The following is a 26,098-nucleotide window of genomic DNA, read 5'->3' as shown; positions in this document are numbered from 1 at the left end:
AACCGCCCGGATCGTCATGACACCGGGCGGCTCTCATTGGATAGACTAGGACATCAAGCCTGCGAACTGCCCGCTTTCCTCTCGCGCGCCACGATATACAGCAGCACGATGATGACGGCATACGGCAGCAGCGACAGCGCATCCGAATGCAAGCCCGCGTAGAACGGATTGCCATGCTCGGCCCAGTCGGCCATCATCTGGTCGAAGTGCGTCAGCACGCCGGCCGTAATCGCAATGATGATGCCGGCCAGCGCGCCGCCGGCGATGTAGCCGGAGGCCAGCAGCACGCCCGAACTGCGGTCGCCCGCCAGTTGGCGTTCTTCCTCGTTCAGCTTGGCATTGTGTTCCAGCTTGTTGTTGCGGCGGTCCGCCAGCCAGCGTACCAGGCCGCCGACGAAGATCGGCAAGGTGGACGACAGCGGCAGGTACACGCCCACGGAAAACGCCAGCGACGGGATGCCGGCCATTTCCAGCACCACGGCGATCATCACGCCGAACAGCACCAGGGTCCACGGCAGCTGCTGGTCGAGGATGCCCTTGATGATGTAGGACATCAGCACGGCCTTCGGCGCATCATATTTCTTCACTTCCGAACCATCGGGGCGCTTGCTGTAATGGCCATTGATGCCCGGATCGACCAGGTAAGCCAGCTGACCATCTTCCTTGACGAAATACTTGCCGGCCGGGCCGCCCACGGTGTCCGTCTTTTGCCAGACTTTATACGTATTGTGGTCCGTATCGGCTTGCGGGCCATGCAGCTCGCCCGTCACCGTCAGCTTCGACGCATCGACCGTCAGGCCGGGCGCCACTTGCGCGGCTGGCACGTAGACGGTGCTCGCTTCGTTCAGCTTCAGCAGAATCGGTCCGAGGATCAGCGCCGACGACAAGGCGCCCGCCAGAATCGCGTACTGCTGCAGGCGCGGCGTGGCGCCCACCAGGTAGCCGGTTTTCAAATCCTGCGAGGTGGTGCCCGCATTGCTGGCGGCGATGCACACGATGGCGCCCACCGACAGGGCCGTCACATAGTAACGTCCGCCCGTCCAGCCCATGATCAGGAAGATCAGGCAGGTAAACAGCAAGGTGGCCACGGCCATGCCGGAGATCGGGTTCGACGACGAGCCGATTTCGCCCGTCAGGCGCGACGATACGGTGGCGAACAAAAAGCCGAAGACGAGGATCAGCAGCGCGCCGAGGAAGTTCATGTGCAGCGGCGTGGCAAAGGTGATCACGGCGATGATGGACAGGCAGCCGATGATGACCCATTTCAGAGGGATATCCTGGTCCGTGCGCAGGGTGGAATTGCTCTTGACGCCCTTGCCGATGCCTTTCAGGCCGGCCGACAGGCTGCGCCAGATCATGGGCATGGCGCGCACCAGGGAAATCAGGCCGCCGGCGGCCACGGCGCCCGCGCCGATGTACAGCACGTAGGCGCTGCGCACGTCGTCCGCGCCCATTTCGCTGATCAACTTGGTGCCCGGCGAGAGCACGGTGGTCAGGCTGTCGCCGAAGAACTTGATCATCGGGATCAAAAGCAAATACGACAGCACGCCGCCGGCCGCCATGGTGGCGGCGATGCGCGGGCCGATGATGTAGCCCACGCCCAGCAATTCAGGGGAAATCTCGGCGCCGATGGAGCCGCCCTTGAGCGGCGCGGCAAATTCCACGCCCGGCGTGTCTCTCCAGCCCTTGAACGAGATATTGAAGACTTTATACAGCAAACCGACGGCAAAACCGCCGAAGATGATCTTCGCGCGGCGCTTGGCGTCCAGCGCGGCAGCCGAATCCTTTTCGATGCTTTCGCCGGCGGCGATGCGCGATTCTTCCGTGGCGGCCGCCTTGAGCACTTCCGCGCAGGCCGTGCCTTCGGGGAATTTGAGTTCCTTGTGCTGGTCGACGATCATGGTGCGGCGCATCGGGATCATCATCAGGATGCCCAGCAGGCCGCCGAGAATACCGACCAGCATGACCCGCGAGATTTCCAGGTCGAAGCCGAGGATCAAAATGGCCGGCATGGTCACGCCCAGGCCGAAGGCCAGCGATTCGCCGGCCGAACCGGCCGTTTGCGTGATGCTGTTTTCCAGGATCGACGAATCCTTGCCGCCCACCTTCTTGGCCAGGCCGAACAGGGTAATCGCAATGACCGCGACGGGAATCGAGGCGCTGACGGTCAGGCCCACTTTCAGCACCAGGTACAGCGAAGAGGCGCCAAAGACCATTCCGAGTATCACGCCCATGAACAGCGCGCGGAAGGTCATTTCGGGCAGTTTCGCATCGGCCGGAATATACGGCTTCACGGCGCTCGGCATTGCATCTTTTGCCATGGATATTTCCTTAATTTTTAAAATAAACAGCCCGGATCGAGATCCAGGCTATTTTCTTGAAGCCGAGACTATCGCACAGCCGCGTTTCGATGAAAAGGTTTTTTGAGGTCCATGACGCCGCCCCGCCCGCACGGGAAGCGTTGGCGCATTGGTCTATAATCGCTGCCACCGTGCCTTGCACGCTCACGTGAGACTGCCTTGACTGCCAAACGAACCGGATTCCCCTGGCCTTCCCGCCGCGCCACCGTGCGCACTATCATCATCGCTGGCTGCGCCGCGCTGGCCGCCGCCGTGCTGCTGGCCGCGTGGCTGTTCCTATATGTGCGCCCGCGCCTGCCCGAACTGAACGTCATCACCGACTACCAGCCAAAGATACCGCTGCGCGTGTACACGGCCGACAATGTGCTGATCGGCGAATTCGGCGAAGAACACCGCGACTTCGTGCCGATCGCGCAAGTGCCGGAAATGATGAAAAAGGCCTTGCTGGCCATCGAGGATGGCCGCTTCTACGAACACCACGGCATCGACTTCGTGCGTGCCGGCGGTGCCGTGCTGTCGAACCTGCGCCACGGCTTCGGCCACGGCGGCGGTTCCACCATCACCATGCAGGTGGCGCGCAACTTCTTCCTGACGCGCGAAAAAGTCGCCTCGCGCAAGCTCAATGAAATCATGCTGGCCCTGAAAATCGAGGCGGCCCTGTCGAAAGACCAGATTCTCGAGCTGTACATGAACCAGATGTACCTGGGCCAGCGCTCGTTCGGCTTCGGCAGCGCGGCGCAGACCTACTTCGGCAAACCGCTGAATGAACTGTCGATCGCGGAAATGGCCATGCTGGCCGGCCTGCCGCAAAACCCATCGCGCCATAACCCGATCAGCAATCCGAAAAAGGCGCACGCGCGCCAGCAACTGGTCTTGAAACGCATGCGCGAACTCGATTACATCAGCGAAGGCCAGTACCAGCAAGCGCTGGCGCAGCCGCTGCATATCAATACCCGCGGCAAGCAGGGTTTCGACACGCACGCCGAATACGTGGCCGAACTGGCGCGCCAGGCCGTGTATGCCCAGTACAAGGAAGACAGCTACACCAAGGGCATCAGCGTCTACACGACGATCCTGAAAGCGGACCAGGACGCGGCCTACGCCTCGACGCGCCGCAACGTCATCGCCTACGACCAGCGCCACGGCTATCGCGGCCCGGAAACCTTCATCGACATGCCGCTCGACGCCGAGCAGCGCGACGACGCCATCGATGCTGCACTGCAAAAACGCCCGGACAGCGACGGCCTGATCGCCGCCGTCGTCACGGAAGTGGTTAGCGGCAAGGTGGTGGCCGACACGGGCGACGGCGACGCCAAGACCATCACGGGCGAAGGCCTGCGCTTTGCCGCCCCTGCCCTGTCCGCCAAGGCCAGCGCTGGCATCAAGCTGCGCCCGGGCGCCGTGATCCGCATCAGCAAGGATGGCAAGGGCAACTGGGCCATCACGCAAGTGCCGCTGGTGGCCGCCGCCTTCGTCTCGCTCGATGCGGAAACGGGCGCCTACCACGCCATGGTGGGCGGCTTCGACTACAACCTGCAAAAGTTCAACCACGTCACGCAAGCCTGGCGCCAGCCCGGTTCGGCCATGAAGCCGTTCGTGTATTCGGCGGCGCTGGAAAAAGGCTTTTCGCCGGCCACCCTGATCAACGACGTGCCCCTGGAAATGCAGGCGGGCGGCAAGGTGTGGGCGCCGCAGAATGACGACTTCAAGTTCGACGGCCCCATCACCATGCGCTACGCGCTGGCGCAATCGAAGAACGTGGCCTCGGTGCGCATCCTGCGCGCACTGGGCGTGTCATACACGCACGACTTCATGGAAAAATTCGGCTTCGATCCAAAGCGCCAGCCCAGCAATCTCACCATGGCGCTGGGCACGGGTTCCGTCACGCCCGTGCAGATGGCGGGCGCCTACGCCCTGTTCGCCAACGGCGGCCACCAGGTGGAGCCGTATTTGATCGACCGCATCGTCGACGCCAGGGGCACGGTGCTGATGCAGACCAAGCCGCCCGCGCCGAACGACGACAAGACCCTGGCGCTGGACCCGCGCAACGCCTTCGTGATGGACAGCATGCTGCGCGAAGTCACGCGCACCGGCACCGGCGCGGCGGCGACGAAAAAACTGGGACGCGGCGACATCGCCGGCAAGACGGGCACCACCAGCGACGCCGTCGACGGCTGGTTCGCCGGCTATGGCGGCGGCATCGTGGCGGTGGCGTGGATGGGCTATGACGAACCCAAATCTCTGGGCGGACGCGAATTCGGCTCCTCGCTGGCCATGCCGATCTGGATCGACTACATGCGCACGGCCCTGTCGGCGCGCCCGCAAATCACGCGCGCCGTGCCGGCGGGCCTGAGCCAGGTCGACGGCGAGTGGCTGTACGACGAATTCATCGACATGAATGGCGTCAAGACGCTGGATATGGACGTGGAGACGCCGACGGATCCGGCGGCCGTGCCGGAGACGGTGCCGGTGGAAACCACGAACTGATGAGCCCGTAGGTCGGGTTAGCCGGAACGGCGTAACCCGGCAAGCCGCCGTTGGCGGCGTTTTTACGCCGCCTTGACCATGCTCAAATACCCGCGCACCGTACTGACGACGCTGTCGGCAAAATCGTCGACATTGACCTTCGCGGCGCGGTACTTCCAGCGTTTCACATACCAGTCCTGGAACAGGGCCAGGCAGTGCGCGGCCAGCAAGGTGGGATCGCCCTGCGGCTTCGCTTCGATTTCCGCTATGGTGGTGGCGATCAGGGTCTGCACATACAGTTCCGAATTTTTCGCCATGCTGCGCTGCTCCACCTGCAGCACGCGCGAATCCATGAAGACAAAATAAAACCACGGCTGCAGCACTTCGGACAGGTAGATCGACGAGCGTATCATCGCTTCCAGGCGGTCCAGCGGCGACTTCACGTCCACAAACAGCAGCGGCAAGGCTTGCGTGGCGTGGCGCACCACATCCTCGATCATTTCAGCCAGTTGATCCTTGCTGGTGATGTAGCCATACAGGCCGCCCATCGACAACCCCGTCTCGCGGCACAAATCGCGCAAGCTCATGGCGCGGAAGCCCACGTCATTGGCCAGGCGGAAGGTGGCGACGAAGATGCGTTCAAGATTTTCCAGCGCCGGCTTGCGGCGTTTGACGCCGATGCGCTCCGCGTGGCGGTCAAGAATATATTCCCAGATGTTTTCGCCATTTAAAGGCGTCATCTGCTGAAACTGTTCAAAATTAAAATGGGTCGACAAGTGCATTCCCAAGTAACGGTGGAGGAGCGATATCCATGCCATGCCGGTACGCGGCATGGCAAGACGGCGGGACGGCGGATGCCGGGCCGATTATAGCTCAGGAAAACAACTATTTGACTTTTCAACTATGCAATGGGCACATCAGCAACGCCAAATTCCCACAGTTATTGCGCTGCATCATGCAATTCAAATGCAATTTACATCCAGCGGTGCTACATTCAAAAAACCGAGCGCTCGCTATTTTTAATGCATCGAGAATGTAAGGAGTGCACGGTTCACCGCTACAGCATCGACATTTCCATATTATTCAAATAACGGAGACAAAATGAAGACTCGCTTCTGGCAATTGCTATCCACCCTGCTGTTTTCCCTCGCCATCGTGCCCGGCAGCGCCAGCGCCGCCGGCTACACGCAGACCAAGTACCCGATCGTGCTCGTGCACGGCCTGTTCGGCTTTGACAAGCTCGGTCCCGTCGAATATTTTTATGGCGTTCCCGCCGCCCTGCGCAGCGGCGGCGCGCAAGTGTATGTGACCACCGTGTCGGGCGCCAACAGCACGGAAGTACGCGGCGAGCAGCTGCTGTCGCAGGTGCGGCAAATACTCGCCGCCACCGGCGCGGCCAAGGTCAATCTGATCGGCCATAGCCACGGCGGCCCCACGGCCCGCTATGTCGCCTCCGTGCGCCCCGACCTGGTGGCGTCCGTCACCAGCGTGGCCGGCGTGAACAAGGGTTCCAAGGTGGCCGACATCCTCAGCGGCGCCATTCCCAACACCAGCAATGCGCTGGGCAATGCGCTCGCCTCGCTGATTGGCATTTTGTCCGGCAACAAGGGCTTGCCGCAAAACGCGGGCGCCTCGCTGGCGTCGCTGTCCACGGCCGGCTCGCTGGCGTTCAATAGCCGCCACCCGCAAGGCGTACCCACCTCCGCCTGCGGCGAAGGCGCCTACCAGGTGCAAGGCGTGCACTACTTTTCGTGGAGCGGCGCGCAGCCGTACACGAATGTGCTCGACGTGGGCGACCCTGCCCTGGCGGCCATCAGCCTGGCCTTCGGCGGCGTCAAGAACGATGGCCTGGTGAGCAGCTGCTCCAGCCACCTGGGCAAGGTGATCCGCGACGACTACGCCATGAACCACCTCGATGAAGTCAACCAGTTCGTCGGCATCGTCAATCTGTTCGAGACGAGCCCCGTCACCGTCTTCCGCCAGCAAGCCAACCGCCTGCAAGGCCTGGGACTGTAAGGAGAAGCGCATGCACGCGAAATGGATTTTCGGCGGCAGCCTGGCGGCGCTGGCCCTGTACCTGGCGCTGCGCCCGGGCGAGGCGCCCGCCCCGCCGCCGGAAAAGGCGGAACCGGACCTGTTCGCGTTCGTGCGCTCGATGGAAGGCACGCGGCCCGACGGCAACGTGACGGTGGCCGCCGGCGACAAGCTGGTGGTCGACGCGGAACTGGCCCACCTGTTCGACTACTATCTGGCGGGCCTCGGCGAAAAGCCGCTGGCCGCCATCCGCAGCCAGATCGAGGCGGAACTCGACAAGCGCCTGGCGCCCGCGCCCGCCCGCGAAGCCAAGCGCCTGCTGGGCGCTTACCTGGCTTACAAGCAGGCGCTGGCCGGCGCGGAACAGGCCTTGCCGGCGCAAGCCGATGCGGCCCTGGCGGCGCGCGCGCGCCTGCAAGCCATGCGCGCCTTGCGCAGCAATTACTTTACAGCCGAGGAAAGCGCGGGCCTGTTCGGTGCCAGCGACGCATATGACGACGACGCCGTGGCGCGCATGGCCATCCTCGGCGACGCCACGCTCGACGAGGCGCAGCGACAGGCGCAACTGGCCGCGCTGGACCAGAAAATGTCGCCGGCCCAGCGCGCCGCGCGCGATGCGCCGCTGCAGGTGGCGCAGCTGGACGCCTCCGTCAAGGCCTTGCGGGCACAGGGCGGCGGCGAGAATGAAGTCTACCGCCTGCGCGCCAGCACGTTTACGCCGGCGGCGGCGGCGCGCCTGGCGGAACTGGACCGCGAGGAATCGCAGTGGCAGCAGCGCATCATCGCGTACCAGGCTGCCAAGGCACAGCAGGCCAGCCTTCCCGGCGGCGCGCAGGATGCGGCAGCCCTGCAGCAGCTGCGCGACGCCAGTTTCACGCCGGAGGAACAGCGCCGCCTGGGCGCCTACGAATAGCGCTCAAGCCAGCTGCGCCAGCAAAGCCGCCGCCGCCATCACATCCGTCGTCTCGCGTCCCTGACGGTAACCGGCATGCACAGGGGCCAGCACGGCATGCGCGGCGACGGCGCGGCCTTGCGCCTGCAGCACGGCCGCCAGGCTGGTGGCGCAGCGCAGCTCCCAGCCCGGCGCCTGCTGGCCCCTGGCCAGCTGCAGCGCTTCTTCCAGCTGCACCCGCACCGCTTCCAGGCCGGCCGCATCGTCGTGCGCCAGCGCGCGCCAGCGGTGGTGCGCGTCGCGGCGCAGCACTTCCGGCGCGCTCCACGGCGCCAGGCCCATGCGCGCGCGCCGCAGCGCCTGGCTATCGGCGGCCGCGTCGTGCAGGGTGGCCATCAGATCGACCTGTATCGGCCAGCTGCGCACCGACGGCCAGGGGAACAGCGCCAGCGCCTCGCCCCCGTCGAGCAGGCGCTGGTAGGCGGCGCCCCAGGCGCTCCAGTACAGCAAGCCATAGCGGGCCGCGTGCTCGCACAGCAGGCAAATCCACGCATGCGCCAGTTCCCGCTGCCCGCACCACAGGGCGACGGGAATGGCATTGATGGCCAGCGCCACGCACAGCGTGACGCCATTGTGCTCGAAGCCCACCGTCACCGCCTCGCGCGCCAGCGCCAGTGCGTCGTCGGGGCGGCCCTGCATCCACAGGCAGCGCGCCAGCGTGCCGCGCAGGCACACCTGGTGATCGGCCAGCAAGGCATTGTTGAAGCCGAGCTGCGCGGCGCCCTCGGGATGCGCGAGCACCATGCGCGCCAGCGCCGCCGACTGCGCGTAGCGTCCCTGCACATACTCGCCCACGGAACGCATGCGCGCCAGCACCAGGCGCATCGCCGTGTCATCGCGCGTGTCGCACAGGATGGCCAGCTCGGTGACGTAACTGTCGGCGCGCTGGAAGTCGGCCAGCTTCAGGCTGCAGATCCACATGCCGCAGATCGCTTCGGCACGGCGGCTGCCATCGTCCGTGCGCATGGCCAGCGCATAGCCGCGCTGGAACGAACGCAGCATGGTGCCGGTGATGCCCTGCGTATGCAGCAGCAGGTGCGCCTGCGAGGCATGCAGCTGCATCTCGCTGTCGGGGTCGTCCACGGCATGCGTTGCCATGCGCTCGAGCGCCCGCTCGACGCGCACGCGGTATTCATCCATCAGCGACAGCTGATAGAACAGGGTTTGCGCGGCCAGGGTCAGCGCCACGCCCAGCGCCACGTCGCCCTCCTCGCCGAAGGCCCAGTCGATGGCGGCGCGCAGGTCGTCGACATGGCGGCCGTAGCGCGCGCTCCATTGGGCCGGCGGCATGCTTGCCCAGTCGGCGGCGATGCGTCCGGCCAGGCCCAGGCAATGGCGCGCATGGCGCAGCAGCACGGCGCCCGCATCCCCGCCCGCCGCAAGCTGCGCGCCAGCATACGCGCGCGTGGTGTCGAGCAGCCGGTAATACACATGCTGGCGGCAAAACTCGATGCTGACGAGGGACTTGGCGGCCAGGTCGGCCAGTGTGTCGAACACGTCGCAGCCCGCCACGGCGCTGGCCGACTCGAGGCGGAAGCGGCTCCTGAACACACTCAGCGCCTGCAGCACCTGGCGTTCTTGCGCATCGAGCAGGCCGTAGCTCCAGTCCAGGGTGGCGCGCAGGGTCTGGTGGCGCAAGGGCATGTTGCGCGCGCCGCGCGTGAGCAGGCGAAAGCGGTCGTCGAGCTGGCGGCGCAACTCGTGCAGGCCGAAATGGCCGATGCGCCCGGCCGCCAGCTCCAGCGCCAGCGGGATGCCGTCGAGGCGCCGGCAGATGTCCACCACCACGGGCACGTCGGCGTCGGCCAGCACGAAGGCATCGTCGACGGCCGCGCAGCGTTCGCAAAACAGCTGCACCGCGGCGAAATGCCGGAGCGCCGCCGCATCGGGCGCGGCATCGGCCGGCGGCAATTCCAGCGCGGGCAGGCGCTGCAGCTGTTCACTGCTGAGGCGCAGCGGCTCGCGGCTGGTGGCCAGCAGGTGCAGCAGCGGCGCGCCCTTGAGCAAGGCGTCGGCCAGCGTGGCGGCCGCGCCGATCACGTGTTCGCAGTTATCGAGCACGAGCAGCATGTGGCGCGGGCGCAGATAGGCCAGCAGGACCGGCATGGCGTCGCCGGCCGGCACCGCCACGCCCAGCGCCGTGGCCAGCGCCAGCGGCACCAGGCGGTCCTCGTCCAGCGGCGACAGGTCGACGAAACACACGCCGTCGGCATAGCGGCGCAGCACGCGCGTGGCCAGGCCGACGGCCAGCGTGGTCTTGCCGATCCCGCCCGGACCGGCAATGCACAGCAGGCGCAATTGCAGCAGCTGGTTGGCCATCGTTTGCAGCACCTCGGCGCGGCCCAGCATGCGCGTCAGCATGACGGGCAGATTGTGGCGCGGCTCGGCGCCAGCCGCACCGGAGGCCGGACGGCCCGTGTGCGCCAGCGGCGCCAGGAAGCCGTAGCCGCGACCGGGGATGGTGGTGATGTAGCGCTGGCCGTCGCGGCCATCACCGAGCGCCTTGCGCAGCGCCGCCAGATGCACGCGCAAGGTCGCGTCGTCGACCACGGCATTGGGCCAGACGATGGCCACCAGTTCATGCTTGTCGACGATGTCGCCGGCGCGCTCCAGCAGGGCCAGCAGCAAGTCCATGGCCCTGCTGCCCAGGCGCAGCGCGCGGTCGCCCTCGAACAGCAGGCGCTCCAGCGGCAAAAGGCGAAACGGGCCAAAGACATAGGCCGGGACGGGACTGTTTATCATTCTTGCGTGGGGGAGTAGGTGTTAAAGCACGCGGCTTGCAGTGGCCATATTCTACTGAGCATCCGCGCCATGCCGCATGGCGCCATGTTTCGGCACTGTTACAAGGCCGGCGGACAGCAGCGCGGCCACCTCGTCCGCGGGCGCCGGGCGGTGCAAATAGAATCCCTGCACCTGCGGGCAGCCCAGCCGCCGCAGCTGCGCCAATTGCTCACCGTTTTCCACGCCTTCGGCCAGCGCCTGCAAGCCCAGGCCGCGCGCCAGCGCCAGGGTCGAGGCGACGATGACGGCGTCGCGGCCACTGCTGCCACTGCTGCCCAGGTCATGGATGAAGGAACGGTCGACCTTGATGGTATGAATCGGCAGCAGCCTGACATGGCTCAAGCCCGAATGGCCGGTACCGTAATCGTCGAGTGAAATGGCCAGCCCCAGCGCGCGCAGCTGGCGCAAGCCCTGCGCCGCCTGCGCCATGTCGTCGATGCAGCAGCTTTCCGTCACTTCCAGCTCCAGCAGGCAGGCGGGAATGGCGTGGCGCCGCAGGCAGCCCAGCACGAAATCGGGTAACTGCGCCGGCAACTGCGGCTGGCACAGCTGGCGCGCCGAGACGTTCACCGCGACCGGCACCAAAGGCAGGCCCTGCGCGCGCCACTGCGCCAGCTGGCGGCAGGCCGCGTCAATGCCCCAGTTGCCCAGCGCGGCGATGGCGCCAGTCTGCTCGGCCAGGCCGATGAATTCGTTCGGATAGACCAGGCCGTGGCGCGGATGGTTCCAGCGCAGCAGCGCTTCGAGGCCGACCAGACGCAATTGCGCCGTATCGAACTTGCCCTGGTAGTGAAAGCAGAATTCGCCGCCGGCGATGGCGCTGTCCAGGCGCCGCTGCAACTCCCGGCTGCGCGCCGGCGCCCGGCACAGCCGCGCCAGCGCGACCTGCCAGAACCTTGCCAGGCGCGCCACTAGGCCGGCAGGCGCGGCACGGCAGACGCAGGGCGGCCCGCCAGAACCGCCGGCCCCTGGCGCAGGCGAAACACGCTGACCACCTGCAGCAGCTTCGCCGCCTCGCCCTCCAGCGATTGCGATGCGGCCGCCGCCTCTTCCACCAGGGCGGCGTTCTGCTGCGTCACTTCGTCCATCTGCAGCACCGCCTGGCTGACCTGGCCGATGCCCGTGCTTTGCTCGGCGCTGGCCGCCGTGATGTCGGCCACCATCTGGCTCACGCGCCCCACGGCCGCCACCACGTCCTGCATCGTGGCGCCGGCCTGCGCCACGAGGGCCGCGCCGGCGTCCACCTGCTGCGTGGAATTGGCGATCAGGGCGCGGATGTCGCGCGCCGCCGCCGCGCTGCGCTGCGCCAGGTTGCGCACTTCCGTCGCCACGACGGCAAAGCCGCGCCCCTGCTCGCCCGCGCGCGCCGCCTCGACGGCCGCGTTCAGGGCCAGGATATTCGTCTGGAAGGCCAGCATGTCGATCACGCCGATGATGTCGGCGATCTGCGCCGAGGACGCGCTGATGGCGTCCATGGTGTGAATGACCTGTCCCACGGCTTGCCCGCCGGCGCCGGCGATGTTCGCCGCCTCGACGGCCAGCACGCTGGCATGGCGCGCATTGTCCGCGTTCTGCTGCACCGTGGAACTGAGTTCTTCCATGGCCGACGCCGTCTGTTCCAGCGAGCTGGCCTGCTCCTCGGTGCGCGACGACAGGTCGATATTGCCGGCCGCGATCTGCGACGAGGCCGTGGCGATGGTATCGGTGCCGCCGCGCACCTGCTGCACGATGTCGAGCAGGTTGCCGTTCATGATGCACAGCGCGTCGAGCAGCTTGCCCGTTTCATCGCCGGCGTGGCGGCCGAAGGTCGACGTCAGGTCGCCGGCGGCCACGGTCTGCGCCACCGTCAGGGCATGGCGCAGCGGATTGACGATGCTGCGCGTGACCAGCCAGGCGGTGACGAGCGAAAAGAGCACGGCCAGCGCGCTCAGCGCCAGCATCATGTTGCGCGCCGTGATGTATTCGTGGCGCACCTGGGCGCCCGCCTGCTCCATCAGCTCATGCTGGTGCGCGATGAGGCTTTCCAGCGCCGCCATGTAGCGCAGCTGCTCGCCGCGCACGGTGCCGAGCAGCAAAGTCGTCGCTTCGTCGCGCGCGCCCTCTTCCAGCAGGGCCAGCACCTTGTCGCGCCCGGCGTTGAACGCGGCGCGCGCCTGCGTCACGGCCGCCATCTGCTGGCGGCCCTGCGGCGACAGCACCACCTTGTCCAACTGCGCCAGGCCCTGTTCCGTTTCGCCGCCCGCCCTGGCGATGGTGGCGCGTTCCTGCGCCAGCTGCCGCGGCTCCGTCATCAGGAGCAGGTTGCGCGAGGAGCGCGCGATGATGTTGACATTCTTGATGATGTCGTTGGCCAGCACGGTTTTCGGATATTTGTCGTCGATCACGTCGCGCATGCGCAGTTCCAGGCTGGACAGGCGCAGCATGCCCAGCATGGCGGTCGCCAGCAGCAGCAAGGTCAACAACGCAAAGGAGCAGCGCAGGCGCGTGCCGATTTTCATATTTGCCATCTTTATTCGCATCCTTCAGTGTGGTGCATCGGTCATCGCGCCGGGCTCGCATGCAAGGCTGACGGCAATGGCTGCCGCCTGCCAGGTATGGCTGGACGCAGCAGGCGGAGGGGTCAGCCGGGATGTGGCCGAGGCGGGAACAAGGGTGGTACGGCAGGCAGTGTGAGTTATCTCACAAGCAATGTCGCGTTAAGTTTTGCAAAGATTTGCTTAGATGGCAAAACAGCTATTTTTATAACGCTGTTTTTTTAGTAAGTAGTAACCGCAGTGCACAGGCAAAAACGGCCGCACAAGGCGGCCGTCCGTTAGCGCATGCTGGCGCCGTCAATCGATCAGAACACTTCCCACTCGTCGTTGCGCGGCGCGCTCTGGCGCTGGGACGACACCGCGTGCAAGGCCGGGCGGCCTGCGGCGGGGCGCGAAGCATGTCCCGGTACCGGACGCTTCGGCGCCACGCTGGCCACCGCGGCGCGTGGCGCGGCCGGCTTGGCGTTCGCGCGCGCGGCAGGCGCCTGGGCGCCATCGAGCTTGAAGACGCTGACCACGTCGGCCAGCTGGCCCGATTGCTCCTGCAGGGATTCGGCAGCGGCGGCCGCCTCTTCCACCAGGGCCGCGTTTTGCTGGGTCACCTGGTCCATCTGGCCGATGGCCTGGTTGATCTGGTCGATGCCCGAGCTTTGCTCCTGCGTGGCCAGGCTGATTTCCGCCATGATGTCCGTCACGCGCTGCACGCTGGAGACGATTTCGGCCATCGTGCTGCCCGCCTCGGCCACCAGCTTGCTGCCCGCGTCGACGGCCACCACGGAGTCGCCGATCAGGGTCTTGATTTCCTTCGCCGCCGCCGCCGAACGTTGCGCCAGATTACGCACTTCCGTCGCCACGACGGCGAAACCGCGTCCCTGCTCGCCCGCGCGCGCCGCTTCCACGGCCGCATTCAAGGCCAGGATATTCGTCTGGAAGGCGATGCCGTCGATGACGGAAATGATGTCGACGATCTTGCGCGACGAGTCGTTGATGGCGTCCATGGTCTCGACCACCTTGCCCACCACGGCGCCGCCCTTGACGGCCACGCCCGAGGCGCTCAGCGCCAACTGGTTCGCCTGCTGGGCATTGTCGGCATTCTGCCGCACGGTGGACGTCAGTTCTTCCATCGACGACGCCGTCTCTTCCAGCGAACTGGCTTGCTCTTCCGTGCGCGAGGACAGGTCCAGGTTGCCGCTGGCGATTTCCGACGAGGCCGTGGCGATGGTTTCCGTGCCGCTGCGCACCTGACCGACGATGCTGACCAGGCTGGAATTCATGTCTTTCAGCGCCTGCAGCAGCTGGCCCGTTTCTTCCGTCGTGTGCACTTCGATCTGGCTCGTCAGGTCGCCCGAGGCCACCGTTTGCGCCACTTTCACGGCCGAATTGATCGGCTGCGTGATGGCGCGCGTGATGTAGGCGGCGCAACCGATGCCCAGCGCGGAAGCCAGCAAGCCGAGGATGACCATCAGGCTTTCCGAGCGGATCACGGCCGCGCTGCCGTCCTTGACGCTGGCATCGGCCACGCCGTTATTGAGCTTGATGATCTCGTTGAGCGTGCCTTCGGCCTTGCCGAACAGCGCGCGCGAGTCCTGATACTGCTTGTAGAAAGTCACGAACAACTCTTTCTGCCGCGGCTCGTCGCGGTTGTCGGCCAGCTGGCGCAAGATGGCGCGCACCTTGTCGTCATCGCCCTTCCAGGCCGCCCACTCGCCCTGGAAGCGCTGCCACAGCGCGGCTTCCTCTGGCGTTTGCGGCAGCGGCTCGTACAGCTTGCGGCCCGCCTCGATATTGTTCCAGGCCTTGGTGCGCAGCTGCAGCGCTTCCGCGAACTTGTCCTGTGCCTGGTAATTGTTTTCATAGATGGCGGCCGTCAGGGTGGCGGCGGCGACGGCCGTCTGGCCTTCGCTGATCATCATCAGGCCCTGGATCGACGGCAGGCGCACCACGCCGATTTCATTGACGGCGCGGCCTACGGTGGCGATGCCCGTATAGCCGCTGATGCCCACCACCAGCAAGGCCGCCATCATCACGGCAACGAGCGTCGCCAACTTCCATTTGATCAGTAAATTCTTAAACATGGCGAGATCCTTTATAAAGTCACGAAGACTGCTGGCGAATGCGGGGCTGGCATGTTCGAGTAAAACAGCTGACACTTGTATAAAGGTGGCGGGGATGGGGCGTACGCTTCGTTACAATTGGCGAGATTTTATAATAGGAAGCATAGTGGAAAACGGGGGCGCTGGCTGTCAAATACTTGATACAAAACAAGATTTATTTCTTTACTGTGGCGTGTATTGCACAGCGGTCAAAAAAATTGACAGAGCGCCCCGCTTTGGTGCAAAAAATCGCGCTGCGCCACTATTGGCTACGCAGTTGATAGTCGTATAAGATGAGCAACAAGCAAACAACAGGCAGACCATGGCTTATCCTATCGAACACAAACTGGTGATCGGGGTCGCTTCCAGCGCCCTGTTCGACCTGGCCGAATCGCACCAGGTCTACCTCGACAACGGTCCCGAGGAATACCGCAAATACCAGGAAACGCATATCGACACGGTCTTGCCGCGCGGCGTGGCCTTTCCCTTCATCCGCCGCTTCCTGAACATCAACAAGCATTATCCGCGCCAGTCGCCCGTGGAAGTGGTGCTGTTTTCGCGCAATTCGCCGGAAACGGGCTTGCGCGTGATGCACAGCATCGCCCACTACGGCCTCGATATTTCGCGCGCCGCCTTCATGACGGGCAAGTCGCCCTACCCCTACCTGCCCGCCTTCAACGCCTCGCTCTTCCTCAGCGCGAATGAAGACGATGTGCGCAGCGCCCTGGCTTGCGACTATCCGGCCGGCCTGGTGCTGCCGTCGCGCACGGAAGACGACGAGAACGACGAGGAACTGCGCGTGGCCTTCGACTTCGACGGCGTGATCGCCGACGACGAAGCGGAAACCGTCTTCAAGCGCAACAACGACGTCGATGAATTCCACGCCCATGAAACCCTGAACGTGGGCACGCCGCACCGCCCGGGACCGCTGGCCGGCCTGTTCCAGAAGCTGGCCACCATGCAGCGCCTGGAGGAAAGAGCCCAGCGGCGCGATCCCGGCTATAAAAAGATCCTGCGCATCGCCATCATCACGGCGCGCAACGCGCCTTCGCACGAGCGGGTCGTGACGACCCTGAAAAGCTGGGGCGTGGCGGCCGACGAAACGTTTTTCCTCGGCGGCATGGACAAATCGCGCGTGCTGGCCGTGTTCAAGCCGCATATCTTCTTCGACGACCAGCTGAGCCACCTCAAATCGGCGGGCGGGACCATCCCCATGGTGCATGTTCCTTTCGGTATCGCGAATATGCGCGCGGGTGATGGTCTATAATCTCGCCTGTCAGCGCCGTCACTGGCGGCGCTGCGCGCACCACAGCTGTCCCATTCAACTGCCTCTGCCACTAGTGTCATCGCCTGCATGTCCTTAGACTTAACAAAAGCCCTCCCCAAGCCCGGCAACCGCTATGCGCTGCCCGCCCTGTATGGTTCATCCGACGCCTATGCCCTGGCGCTGGCCGCACTGGAATTGAAAGCGCGGGGCCAGATGCTGGCCGTGGTGGTGGCGCAGGCCAGCGACGGCCAGCGCCTGCTCGATGAAATCCCTTGGTTTGGCGGCAAGGACCTGCGCTGCCATTTGCTGCCGGACTGGGAAACGCTGCCCTACGACGCGTTTTCGCCGCACCAGGATCTGGTCTCCGAGCGCCTGGCCACCCTGCACGAAATCCAGACGCGCCAGTGCGACGTGCTGATCGTGCCGGCCACCACGGCGCTGGTGCGCCTGGCGCCGCCGTCCTTTTTGGCCGCCTACACCTTCTTCTTCAAGAAGGGCGAAAAACTCGACGAAGCACGATTGAAGTCGCAGCTGACCCTGGCCGGCTACAGCCACGTCTCGCAAGTGATGTCGCCCGGCGAATACTCGGTGCGCGGCGGCCTGCTCGACCTGTTCCCCATGGGGTCAGCCCTGCCCTATCGGCTCGACCTGTTCGGCGACACCATCGAAACCATCCGCACGTTCGATGCCGACACCCAGCGCTCGCTGTATCCCGTGCATGAAGTGCGGCTGTTGCCGGGCCGCGAATTCCCCATGGATGAAGCGGCCCGCACCACCTTCCGCAACCGCTGGCGCGAGCAGTTCGAAGGCGATCCATCGCGCTCCGTCGTCTACAAGGACATCAGCAGCGGCATCGCCTCGGCCGGCATCGAATATTATCTGCCCCTGTTTTTTGAACAAACGGCCACCTTGTTCGACTATCTGCCGCCCGACGCCTCGCTGGCCCTGGTGGGCGAGATCGATGCGGCCATCGGCCGCTTCTGGACCGATACCCAGTCGCGCTACCGCTTTTTAAAAGCGGACCGCGAGCGGCCGATTTTGCCGCCCGAGTCGCTGTTCCTGTCCGATGAACAGTTCTTCGCCCTGGCCAAGCCGTATCCGCGCCTGGCGATCGCGAAGTCGAACGATGCGCTGGCGTCCGAACTGTCGGCGCCCGTGCCGAACATCGCCGTCAACCGCCGCGCCGACGATCCGCTGGCCAACCTGCGCAGCTACCTGCTGCAGGCGGGCCGCCGCGTGATGATCTGCGCCGAATCGAACGGCCGCCGCGAAACCTTGCAGCAGTACTTCAGCGAATACGATCTGCACCTGACGCCGGTGGAGGGCAGCGACGGCTTCCTGCAGTCCGACGCCAGGCTGATGCTGGGCGTGGCGCCGCTGCATGCGGGTTTTGAATTGTTCACGCCCGAGGGCAACCTGGCCTTCATCACCGAGACGGAGCTGTACGCCGGTTCCGGCCGCCGGGTCGGCAGCAAGAGGCAGGAAGGCGTGACGCAGGTCGAATCGATGGTGCGCGACCTGTCGGAGCTGAAGATCGGCGACCCCGTCGTGCACATCAACCACGGCATCGGGCGCTACATGGGCCTGACCAGCATGGACCTGGGCGAAGGCGAAACGGAGTTCCTGCACCTCGAATACGCGAAAGACACGAAACTGTACGTGCCCGTGTCGCAGCTGCACGTCATTTCCCGCTATTCGGGCGCGTCGCCGGAAGACGCGCCGCTGCATTCGCTCGGCTCGGGCCAGTGGGAAAAAGCGAAAAAGCGCGCGGCCGAACAGGTGCGCGACACGGCCGCCGAGCTGCTCAACCTGTATGCACGCCGCGCGCTGCGCCAGGGCCACTCGTTCGAATTCTCGTCGCACGACTACCAGCGCTTCGCCGACAGCTTCGGCTTCGATGAAACGCCGGACCAGGCCGAGGCCATCCATAACGTCATCAAGGACATGACTTCCGGCAAACCGATGGATCGCCTGGTCTGCGGCGACGTCGGCTTCGGCAAGACGGAAGTGGCGCTGCGCGCAGCCTTCATCGCCGTCATGGGTGGCAAGCAGGTGGCCATCCTGGCGCCCACCACCCTGCTGGCGGAGCAGCATGCGCAAACCTTCGCCGACCGCTTCGCCGACTGGCCCGTACGCATCGCGGAATTGTCGCGCTTCCGCAGCGGCAAGGAGATCACGCAAGCGTTCAAGGGCATGGCCGACGGCACCATCGACATCGTCATCGGCACGCATAAACTGCTGTCCGACGACGTGAAGTTTACGCGCCTGGGCCTCGTCATCATCGACGAGGAACACAGGTTCGGCGTGCGCCAGAAGGAAGCCTTGAAAGCCCTGCGCGCGGAAGTGGACGTGCTGACCCTGACGGCCACGCCGATCCCGCGCACCCTGGGCATGGCCCTGGAAGGCTTGCGCGACTTTTCCATCATCGCCACGGCGCCGCAAAAGCGCCTGGCCATCAAGACGTTCGTGCGCAGCGAAGGCGAAGCCATCATCCGCGAAGCGTGCTTGCGCGAACTCAAACGGGGTGGCCAGATCTACTTCCTGCACAACGAGGTGGAAACCATCCAGAACCGCCTGGCCATGCTGACGGAACTGCTGCCCGAGGCGCGCATCGCCGTCGCGCACGGCCAGATGCACGAGCGCGACCTGGAAAAGGTCATGCGCGACTTCGTCGCCCAGCGCTTTAATATTTTGCTGTGCACGACCATCATTGAAACGGGCATCGACGTGCCGACGGCGAACACCATCATCATGCACCGCGCCGACAAGTTCGGCCTGGCGCAGCTGCACCAGCTGCGCGGCCGGGTCGGACGCTCGCATCACCAGGCCTACGCCTACCTGCTGGTGCACGACGTGCAAGGTCTCACGAAACTCGCGCAGCGCCGCCTGGACGCCATCCAGCAGATGGAAGAACTGGGCAGCGGCTTTTACCTGGCCATGCACGACCTGGAAATCCGCGGCGCCGGCGAGGTGCTGGGCGAGAGCCAGTCGGGAGAGATGACGGAAATCGGCTTCCAGCTGTATTCGGACATGCTCAACGAAGCCGTGCGCTCGCTGAAAGCCGGCAAGGAGCCGGACCTGGCCGCGCCGCTGGCCTCGACCACCGAGATCAACCTGCACGTGCCGGCCCTGCTGCCGGCCGACTTCTGCGGCGACGTGCACGAGCGCCTGTCGATCTACAAGCGCCTGGCCAACTGCGCCACGCAAGAGAAGATCGACGATATCCAGGAAGAGCTGATCGACCGTTTCGGCAAGCTGCCCGACGCCGTCAAGGCCCTGGTCGAAACGCACCGGCTGCGCATCGCGGCGAAAACCGTGGGCATCGTCAAGATCGACGTGCATGGCGAGGCGGCTACCCTGCAATTCATGGCCAAGCCGCCCATCGACCCGATGCGCATCATCGACCTGATCCAGAAAAACCGCCATATCAAGCTGCATGGCCAGGACAAGCTGAAAATCACGGCCGCCATGCCGGACCTGGCCGCGCGCGTGACACAGATCAAGACCACCATCAAGCAATTGACGGTGTAGACCATTTCGATACTTAATGCAGGACTGCCCCATGACCACTACCAAGAGCATCACCATGAATCTGATCCTGCAGGGCCTGGACGGCGATAGCGCACGCCTCGAACGCATCGCCGCGCTGGCCGCGCCGACCTCCATCACGCGCCTGGGCCCGAACGCCGTGCGCTGCGAGCAGATCGCCTATTCGCCTGCGCTGCGCCCCACCATCGAAGTGGCGGCCCAGGCGGCGCAGCTGGACGCCACCTACATGATGGGCCAGCGCGAACTGGCCGAATTCAAGCTCGTGGCGATGGACATGGATTCGACCCTGATCACCATCGAGTGCATCGATGAAATCGCCGACATGCAGGGCCTGAAACCGCAAGTGGCAGCCATCACGGAAGCGGCCATGCGCGGCGAACTCGATTTTAGCGCCAGCCTGAAACAGCGCGTGGCCCTGCTCGAAGGCCTCGATGCGTCGGCCCTGCAGCGCGTCTACGACGAGCGTTTGAAACTGTCGCCGGGCGCGGAAACCATGCTGGCGGCCGTGCAAAAAGCCGGCCTGAAAACCCTGCTGGTATCGGGCGGCTTTACCTTCTTTACCGAGCGCCTGAAGGAACGCCTGGGCCTCGACTACACGCATGCGAACGCACTGGAAATCGTCGACGGCAAGCTGACGGGCAAAGTCGTCGGTGGCATCGTCGACGCCGAGGAAAAGCAGCGCACCGTGGAGCGCGTGTGCAAGGAGATGGGCATTTCCCCATCCGAAGCCATCGTCATGGGCGACGGCGCCAACGACTTGAAAATGATGGGCATCGCCGGCCTGTCCGTGGCCTTCCGCGCCAAGCCCGTGGTGCGCTCGCAGGCCGACGTGGCGCTGAACTTCGTGGGACTCGATGGCTTGCTCAATGTATTGACCTGAGTTGATGCTCTCTGGCGGACGGTGCGCGCAGGGATGGACATTTTTGCTATATTGCAAACTTATGATCATTCCGCCAACCCACCGTGAAAGTACACCGCATGCCGCCACCGCTGCCAGAAGAGATTCAACGCCACCTGGATGTGTTTGTCGCCGCCGCGCAAAGCGCCTTTGGTGACGACCTTGCCGCCGCCGTGCTGTTTGGCTCGGCCGCCGATGGCCAGGTGCGCGCCACCTCCGACGTCAACCTGCTGTTGCTGCTCAAGCGCTTTACGCCGCAGGCGGCCGATGCGCTGCGCGGGTCACTGCGCCTGGCGCATGCCGCCATCGATCTGCAGGTGATGTTCCTGCTCGAGAGCGAATTGACGCAGGCCGCCGACGCCTTCGCCGTCAAGTTCGCCGACATCATCGCGCGCCACAGGGTGCTGCATGGCGTCGACCCGTTCGCCAGTCTGCACACCAGCCGCGACGCCGTGCTGCGCCGGCTGCGGCAAGTGCTGCTGAACCAGCAGGTGCGCATGCGCGAGCGCTATATGCTATTGAGCCTGAATGAAGAACAGCTGGCAGGCGCCATCGCCGACGCGGCCGGCCCCCTGCGCGCGGCCGCAGCCTCGCTGGCGCAGCTGGAGGGCAAGCCTGCGCTGTCCGGCAAGCAGGCGCTCGAAGCGTTTGTCGACCAGCTGGGCGAGCCGGCCCTGCACGCCGCCTTGCAAGCCATGTCGGCGGCGCGCGAAACGGCGCGCCTGGCGCCGGGGCAGGCCCTGCCCACCTTTACGGGCTTGATGACGATTACCGGACACTTGCGCGAGCACGCGGAGCAGATGCGGTGAACGGCCTCAATCCCTTTGACTGGAGCGGGCCATGGTTCCTGCTGGCCTATCTGATCTTCGGCGTGCTCGTGTACTACCTCGCGCGCGAGCTGCTCATACGCATGGAATTGCGCAATCCGCACGCCCAGCTGTCGCTGGCCGATGATCCCTACCGCATCGCCTACCTGCGCGGCGGCGCGCTTGAAGCCGTGAAAATCGCCACCATCGTGCTGGTCGACCGCGGTTTGCTGCGCGCCGATGGCCCGCTGCTGGAGACGGCCAGCGCCGACAGCCTGCGCTTTGCCCGCCATGACATCGAACGCGACGTGCTGCGGCTGTACCTGGGCCGCCAGGGTCACAGCAAGGAACTGGCCGTGCAGGCCGAGATGCTGCCGTCATGCCGTGCCTACCAGGAGACCTTGACGCAGCAGGAATTGCTGGTCGGCCCGCCGCTGCTGCGCCGCCGCGAACGCATCACCTGGGCTGCGCACTGGCTGCTGCTGACGGTGGCCGCCGTCAAGGCCGTCATCGCCATCAGCCGCCAGCATTACAACCTGCTGTTCCTGGCGGTCCTGCTGGTGATTTTTCTCCTGATGCTGCGCGGCTTGCGCACCCAGGCGACCAGCTGGAGCGCGCAGCGGCTGCTGACCGACCTGCGCATGCTGTTTGGCCGCCTGAACATGCGCTCGTCGCGCCTGAACGCAGGCAGCAGCAGTGCCGACATGGCCCTGCTGGCGGCCATCTTCGGCCTCGGCGCCCTGCCCTTGTCCGTGTATGCCTACGTCGCCGAGCTGTACCCGGTGCCCCGGCCGCAGCAGGGCGGCAGCTCGACGTCGAGCGACTCGGGCGATTCCTCATCGGGCGGAGACGGCGGCGGCTCGTCGTGCGGCAGCGGCTGCGGTGGATGCGGCGGTGGCTGTGGCAGCTAGCCAGGGCGCCACGCGCGACCGCGTCGGCCTGGGCTGGCGTGGCGAACTGGCTGCCGGCATCGTGTCCAACCTGGCGCGGATCGACGTGCTGGAAGTGATCGCTGACGATTATTACCGCGCCTCGCGTACCGGCATCGCGGCCCTGTGCAGCCTGGCGCGCCAGGTGCCGGTCAGCCTGCATGGCGTGGGCATGGGGCTGGCCTCGACGATTCCCGCCGACCCGCGCCGCCTGCATGCGATGGCGCGCCTGATGAAAGAAGTGCAGGCCGAATCGTGGTCCGAGCACCTGAGTTTCGTGCGCGCCGGCGGCGTGGAAATCGGCCACCTGGCGGCGCCGCCGCGCACGCCACGCAGCGCCGCCGGGGCGATCGCCAATATCGCACTGGCCACGCGCATCGTCGGCTGCGCGCCGCTGATGGAAAACATCGCCACCCTGCTCCAGCCGCCCGCCAGCACCCTGGACGAAGCCGAGTGGGTGGCGCAAATTATCCACGGCGCGCAAGTGCCGCTGCTGCTCGACCTGCACAACCTGTATGCGAATGCCGTCAATGCCGGCGAATCGCCGCAGGAACTGCTGCTGCGCCTGCCGCTGGACAGGGTCGGCGCCGTGCACCTGAGCGGCGGCCACTGGATAGACGCGCCGGGCGGCGGCCAGCGCCTGCTGGACGACCACCTGCACGACGTGCCACCCGAAGTCTTCGCTTTATTGACGGTGCTGGCGCGCCAGGCGCCGCAACCGTTGACGGTGATCGTCGAACGCGACGGCAATTACCCGTCGTTCGAGCATGTGCTGGGCCAGCTGGAGCTGGCGCGCGCGGCCTTGCGCGCAGGGCGAAACACATGAGTTCCCCCGCACTGGAAACCTACCTGGCAAAGTTGTACACGGACGACGCCCTGCGTGCCGCCTTCCTGCTCGATCCCCGTGCGCACGCTTTGCTGCAAGGCTTGTCGCCAGAGGAAGCGGAGGCGATGGCGGCGATGGACCGCGTCGGCCTGCAGATGGCGGCGGCCAGTTATCGCGCCAAGCGGTCCGCGCACGGCAGCAAGGCCAGGCCGGCGCAACGCTGGTGGCGCCGGCTGCTGGCTGCCTGGCGCTGAGCGCCCTCTAGAGCTGCCACATACGCAGCGGCAACAGTCCCCACCAGGCCAGCACCAGCAGCAGCTGCAAGGCCGCCAGCAAGGCGACCCAATCCCATTTCGCCCACGAACCCGCCTCGGCCGCTGTGCCGCGGCTGCGCCAGCAGCGGGCCAGGCCGAACGCCGTCGCCAGCGGCAGCGCGCCCGTCGCCAGCGCCAGCAGCACGCTGGCGATGGTGACGTCGCCCAGGCGCAGATAGGACTGAAAATAGTAGAACGGCAGCGGCAGGAGCAGCGCCAGCATAGCCAACAGAGGCGCGAACAGATGGTCGCCCCGCTCCAGGCTGCGCAGCGCGGCGCGCCACACGCCCACCACCAGCACGTACAGCAAGCCAGCAACGCCCAGCGCCAGGCTGCCCCACAGCACCAGCATGCGCAACATCGACGCGCGCTCGTAGCTGCGCAAGCCGTCGCTGAGCACATGCTTGCCATCCTCCTGCATCAACACGTGCGACGGCGTGCTGCGGTCGCTGGCGCGGAACAGCAGGCCGCCCACCGGTTCCAGTTCCTTTGGCTCGCCCTGGAACGGGATCAGGAACAGCGATTCGCCATCCCATTTCAGGCGCGTAAAACCGAAGACGGCGTCGACCCAGGCCATGCTGGCCATGGGGCTGGGTGACGGCACATACACGCCCTGCCAGTTTTCCACCGTGGGCGCGGGCGTGCCGCGCGGGGCCGGCGCGCGCAGCGGCAGTTCCAGGTCGCGCAGCAGCAGGCGGTTGAAGCGTTCATAGTCGGCTTGCTCGGCATCCGTATTGAAGGCGACGAAAAACGCGCTGTCCTGCTCCGGATAGAGGCACAGCATGGCGCGGAAACCCACGGCCGTGCCAGGATGGCAGGCACCCACCACGTTGTGGCGGTCGCGCACGGCCAGCGCCAGGCCGTGGCCCGTGGCCAGGCCCGCCTGCGCCGCATCCGTGTCGGCCGGTTCGGACAAGGCGCCCATCAGCGCCAGGTCGATGAAGCGCTTGCCCTGCAGCTTGCCGTCGCCCATCAGGAATTGCGCCAGCTTGGCCATGTCGGCCGCCGTGGTGGTAAATTGCGCGGCCGGACGCAGGTATTGCGGCACGGCCGACTGCGCCACGCCATGCTCGAAGTGGCCCATGGCCAGGCGCGGGTCCGCATGCGCTCCCGCCTGAGTGCTCATTTGCGTACTCATTTGCGTAACGTAGGCAAACGTGCTGTCCGCCATGCCCAGCGGCAGCAGCAGCTGCGCATCGAGGTAGCGTTCATACGGCTGGCCCGTGACCTTCTCGATCACCATACCCAGCAAACCATAGCCCATGTTCGAATACGCATAGCGGCTGCCGGGACGGGCGCGCACGCGCAGCAGATTGCGGTCGCCGTCAAAGGCGGCGGCCAGCGGTGCATCCGGCGCCGGGTTCAGGCTGAACGCCTGCCAGAAGCGCACGTTGTCCAGGCCGGACGTATGCGCCAGCAGGTGGCGGATGCGCACGGGGTCGCTGGCTTGCCACGGGTTTTTCAGCGCCAGTTCCGGCAGCACTTGCTGCAAGGGCGTGTCGAGCGTGAGCCGGTCTTCGCTGACCAGGCGCAAGACGCCCAGCGCCAGCGCCACCTTGCCCACGGAGCCCACTTGTACGCGCGTGTCCGCCTGCATGGGCATGTGCTTGGCGGCATCGCGCAGGCCGGACGCACCGACTTTGACTGTTCCGTCAGGCAAGACTTCACTCCAGACGGCGCCCGTCAGGCCCTCGTCCTTCAAGCCGGCGGCAAACTCCGCGTCCAGGGGAGCGGCGGCGGTGTGGGCTGCGGTGGCGCACAGCAGCAAGGCCGGCAAAGCCTGGCGCAGCCATGACCTGGCGCGCGCGGCCAGGGTGCGATAGCGATCTCGTTTCAACAATGTATTCTGCCTTTTTGCATGGACTGCGCTCCTGCCCCGCTTTGCTTGTTACAATTAAAAATTGAGCAACGACGGGAGCTTTCATGTCACAAGATATTATTTTGGATACCCAACTCCAGCAGACCAAAAACCTGGCCTGGTGGTTGTACCTGATACATGGCGCCAGCTTTGTGTTTTCGCTGGGCGCGTTTTCCTTCATTCCGCTCATCATCAATTATGTGAAGCGGGGCGAGGCGGCCGGGACCTTCGTGTACAGCCATCACAGCTGGATGATCCGTTCCTTCTGGTGGTATCTGGCCTGGATCGTTCTCGGCGCCGTGCTGTGGGTCACCATCATCGGCATTCCGCTGGCCTTCCTCGTGTGGGGCGTGGCCTGGCTGTGGAAGGCGTACCGCCTGCTGCGCGGCTTCATCGACCTGAACAACAACAGCCCCGTCCCCATGTAACGG

Annotated in this window: 18 protein-coding genes; 11 read left to right on the top strand and 7 right to left on the bottom strand. The window is 65.4% G+C overall.

What is annotated here, in order from left to right:
- Nucleotides 1-53 precede the first annotated feature (53 nt).
- The gene (locus tag ACPJXG_RS11545) at nucleotides 54-2,321 is read right to left on the bottom strand and encodes an OPT family oligopeptide transporter (RefSeq protein ID WP_425254327.1); all 2,268 of its coding nucleotides are present in this window, start codon (nucleotides 2,319-2,321) and stop codon (nucleotides 54-56) included.
- A gap of 246 nt (nucleotides 2,322-2,567) precedes the next feature.
- On the opposite strand from ACPJXG_RS11545, the gene ACPJXG_RS11540 reads away from it, so the two are divergent.
- Nucleotides 2,568-4,847, top strand: coding sequence for a penicillin-binding protein 1A (locus ACPJXG_RS11540; RefSeq protein ID WP_425254326.1), 2,280 nt, complete (start codon nucleotides 2,568-2,570; stop codon nucleotides 4,845-4,847).
- Nucleotides 4,848-4,909: 62 nt separating this feature from the next.
- On the opposite strand, the gene ACPJXG_RS11535 is transcribed toward ACPJXG_RS11540, so the two are convergent.
- The gene (locus ACPJXG_RS11535) at nucleotides 4,910-5,566 is read right to left on the bottom strand and encodes a TetR/AcrR family transcriptional regulator (RefSeq protein ID WP_425254325.1); all 657 of its coding nucleotides are present in this window, start codon (nucleotides 5,564-5,566) and stop codon (nucleotides 4,910-4,912) included.
- A gap of 361 nt (nucleotides 5,567-5,927) precedes the next feature.
- Between ACPJXG_RS11535 and ACPJXG_RS11530 the strand changes: the two genes are divergently transcribed.
- Entirely contained in the window at nucleotides 5,928-6,842 is a 915-nt protein-coding gene (locus ACPJXG_RS11530) for a lipase family alpha/beta hydrolase (RefSeq protein WP_425254324.1), read from the top strand.
- Between the two features lie 10 nt (nucleotides 6,843-6,852).
- Nucleotides 6,853-7,773, top strand: a complete 921-nt coding sequence (locus tag ACPJXG_RS11525) for a lipase secretion chaperone (protein WP_425254323.1) — start codon at nucleotides 6,853-6,855, stop codon at nucleotides 7,771-7,773.
- Between the two features lie 3 nt (nucleotides 7,774-7,776).
- Here ACPJXG_RS11525 and ACPJXG_RS11520 read toward each other — a convergent pair whose 3' ends face one another.
- The 4 genes from ACPJXG_RS11520 to ACPJXG_RS11505 form a co-directional block, all read right to left on the bottom strand.
- The gene (locus ACPJXG_RS11520; RefSeq protein WP_425254322.1) at nucleotides 7,777-10,554 is read right to left on the bottom strand and encodes an ATP-binding protein; all 2,778 of its coding nucleotides are present in this window, start codon (nucleotides 10,552-10,554) and stop codon (nucleotides 7,777-7,779) included.
- Between the two features lie 51 nt (nucleotides 10,555-10,605).
- Entirely contained in the window at nucleotides 10,606-11,505 is a 900-nt protein-coding gene (locus ACPJXG_RS11515; protein ID WP_425254321.1) for a putative bifunctional diguanylate cyclase/phosphodiesterase, read from the bottom strand.
- Nucleotides 11,505-13,100 carry a methyl-accepting chemotaxis protein gene (locus ACPJXG_RS11510; protein ID WP_425254320.1) on the bottom strand — a complete coding sequence of 532 codons (1,596 nt, stop codon included), beginning with the start codon at nucleotides 13,098-13,100 and terminating at the stop codon, nucleotides 11,505-11,507. The genes ACPJXG_RS11515 and ACPJXG_RS11510 overlap by 1 nt, the downstream gene beginning before the upstream one ends.
- A gap of 332 nt (nucleotides 13,101-13,432) precedes the next feature.
- The gene (locus ACPJXG_RS11505) at nucleotides 13,433-15,202 is read right to left on the bottom strand and encodes a methyl-accepting chemotaxis protein (protein WP_425254319.1); all 1,770 of its coding nucleotides are present in this window, start codon (nucleotides 15,200-15,202) and stop codon (nucleotides 13,433-13,435) included.
- Between the two features lie 340 nt (nucleotides 15,203-15,542).
- Between ACPJXG_RS11505 and ACPJXG_RS11500 the strand changes: the two genes are divergently transcribed.
- From ACPJXG_RS11500 to ACPJXG_RS11470, 7 genes are all read left to right on the top strand, one after another.
- Nucleotides 15,543-16,487, top strand: coding sequence for a 5'-nucleotidase (locus ACPJXG_RS11500; protein ID WP_278316210.1), 945 nt, complete (start codon nucleotides 15,543-15,545; stop codon nucleotides 16,485-16,487).
- Between the two features lie 87 nt (nucleotides 16,488-16,574).
- Nucleotides 16,575-20,018: a transcription-repair coupling factor gene (gene mfd, locus ACPJXG_RS11495; protein ID WP_425254318.1), complete on the top strand. Its 3,444-nt coding sequence runs from the start codon at nucleotides 16,575-16,577 to the stop codon at nucleotides 20,016-20,018.
- Nucleotides 20,019-20,073: 55 nt separating this feature from the next.
- Nucleotides 20,074-20,916 (top strand): phosphoserine phosphatase SerB, encoded by an 843-nt coding sequence (gene serB, locus ACPJXG_RS11490; RefSeq protein WP_425254737.1) that lies wholly within the window; start codon nucleotides 20,074-20,076, stop codon nucleotides 20,914-20,916.
- Between the two features lie 98 nt (nucleotides 20,917-21,014).
- Nucleotides 21,015-21,743 (top strand): hypothetical protein, encoded by a 729-nt coding sequence (locus tag ACPJXG_RS11485; RefSeq protein WP_425254317.1) that lies wholly within the window; start codon nucleotides 21,015-21,017, stop codon nucleotides 21,741-21,743.
- On the top strand, nucleotides 21,740-22,651 hold the full coding sequence (locus ACPJXG_RS11480) for a TIGR04222 domain-containing membrane protein (protein WP_425254316.1): 912 nt from the start codon (nucleotides 21,740-21,742) through the stop codon (nucleotides 22,649-22,651). Before ACPJXG_RS11485 ends, ACPJXG_RS11480 begins: the two co-directional genes overlap by 4 nt.
- Entirely contained in the window at nucleotides 22,635-23,495 is an 861-nt protein-coding gene (locus tag ACPJXG_RS11475) for a DUF692 domain-containing protein (RefSeq protein WP_425254315.1), read from the top strand. Before ACPJXG_RS11480 ends, ACPJXG_RS11475 begins: the two co-directional genes overlap by 17 nt.
- Nucleotides 23,492-23,749: a hypothetical protein gene (locus ACPJXG_RS11470; protein WP_425254314.1), complete on the top strand. Its 258-nt coding sequence runs from the start codon at nucleotides 23,492-23,494 to the stop codon at nucleotides 23,747-23,749. The genes ACPJXG_RS11475 and ACPJXG_RS11470 overlap by 4 nt, the downstream gene beginning before the upstream one ends.
- Nucleotides 23,750-23,756: 7 nt before the next feature.
- Here the strand turns inward: ACPJXG_RS11470 and ACPJXG_RS11465 are convergent, their stop codons facing one another.
- A complete protein-coding gene (locus ACPJXG_RS11465; protein WP_425254313.1) occupies nucleotides 23,757-25,646 on the bottom strand; it encodes a serine hydrolase domain-containing protein in 1,890 nt (629 codons plus the stop codon).
- An 86-nt stretch (nucleotides 25,647-25,732) separates the two neighbouring features.
- On the opposite strand from ACPJXG_RS11465, the gene ACPJXG_RS11460 reads away from it, so the two are divergent.
- Nucleotides 25,733-26,095: a DUF4870 family protein gene (locus ACPJXG_RS11460; protein ID WP_035819646.1), complete on the top strand. Its 363-nt coding sequence runs from the start codon at nucleotides 25,733-25,735 to the stop codon at nucleotides 26,093-26,095.
- Nucleotides 26,096-26,098 lie beyond the last annotated feature (3 nt).

The sequence above is a fragment of the Janthinobacterium sp. NFX145 genome (assembly GCF_049810325.1).
Classification (GTDB): Bacteria; Pseudomonadota; Gammaproteobacteria; order Burkholderiales; family Burkholderiaceae_D; genus Janthinobacterium; species Janthinobacterium rivuli.
Note: the sequence above shows the minus strand (reverse complement) of the source record. Positions and strands in the feature narration are given on the sequence as shown.

Coding starts and splice junctions, on each gene's coding strand:
- ACPJXG_RS11545 (WP_425254327.1), bottom strand. CDS start 2,321: ATGGCAAAAGATGCAATGCCGAGCGCCGTGAAGCCGTATATTCCGGCC.
- ACPJXG_RS11535 (WP_425254325.1), bottom strand. CDS start 5,566: ATGACGCCTTTAAATGGCGAAAACATCTGGGAATATATTCTTGACCGC.
- ACPJXG_RS11530 (WP_425254324.1), top strand. CDS start 5,928: ATGAAGACTCGCTTCTGGCAATTGCTATCCACCCTGCTGTTTTCCCTC.
- ACPJXG_RS11525 (WP_425254323.1), top strand. CDS start 6,853: ATGCACGCGAAATGGATTTTCGGCGGCAGCCTGGCGGCGCTGGCCCTG.
- ACPJXG_RS11520 (WP_425254322.1), bottom strand. CDS start 10,554: ATGATAAACAGTCCCGTCCCGGCCTATGTCTTTGGCCCGTTTCGCCTT.
- ACPJXG_RS11510 (WP_425254320.1), bottom strand. CDS start 13,100: ATGGCAAATATGAAAATCGGCACGCGCCTGCGCTGCTCCTTTGCGTTG.
- ACPJXG_RS11505 (WP_425254319.1), bottom strand. CDS start 15,202: ATGTTTAAGAATTTACTGATCAAATGGAAGTTGGCGACGCTCGTTGCC.
- ACPJXG_RS11500 (WP_278316210.1), top strand. CDS start 15,543: ATGGCTTATCCTATCGAACACAAACTGGTGATCGGGGTCGCTTCCAGC.
- mfd (WP_425254318.1), top strand. CDS start 16,575: ATGTCCTTAGACTTAACAAAAGCCCTCCCCAAGCCCGGCAACCGCTAT.
- serB (WP_425254737.1), top strand. CDS start 20,074: ATGAATCTGATCCTGCAGGGCCTGGACGGCGATAGCGCACGCCTCGAA.
- ACPJXG_RS11485 (WP_425254317.1), top strand. CDS start 21,015: ATGCCGCCACCGCTGCCAGAAGAGATTCAACGCCACCTGGATGTGTTT.
- ACPJXG_RS11470 (WP_425254314.1), top strand. CDS start 23,492: ATGAGTTCCCCCGCACTGGAAACCTACCTGGCAAAGTTGTACACGGAC.
- ACPJXG_RS11460 (WP_035819646.1), top strand. CDS start 25,733: ATGTCACAAGATATTATTTTGGATACCCAACTCCAGCAGACCAAAAAC.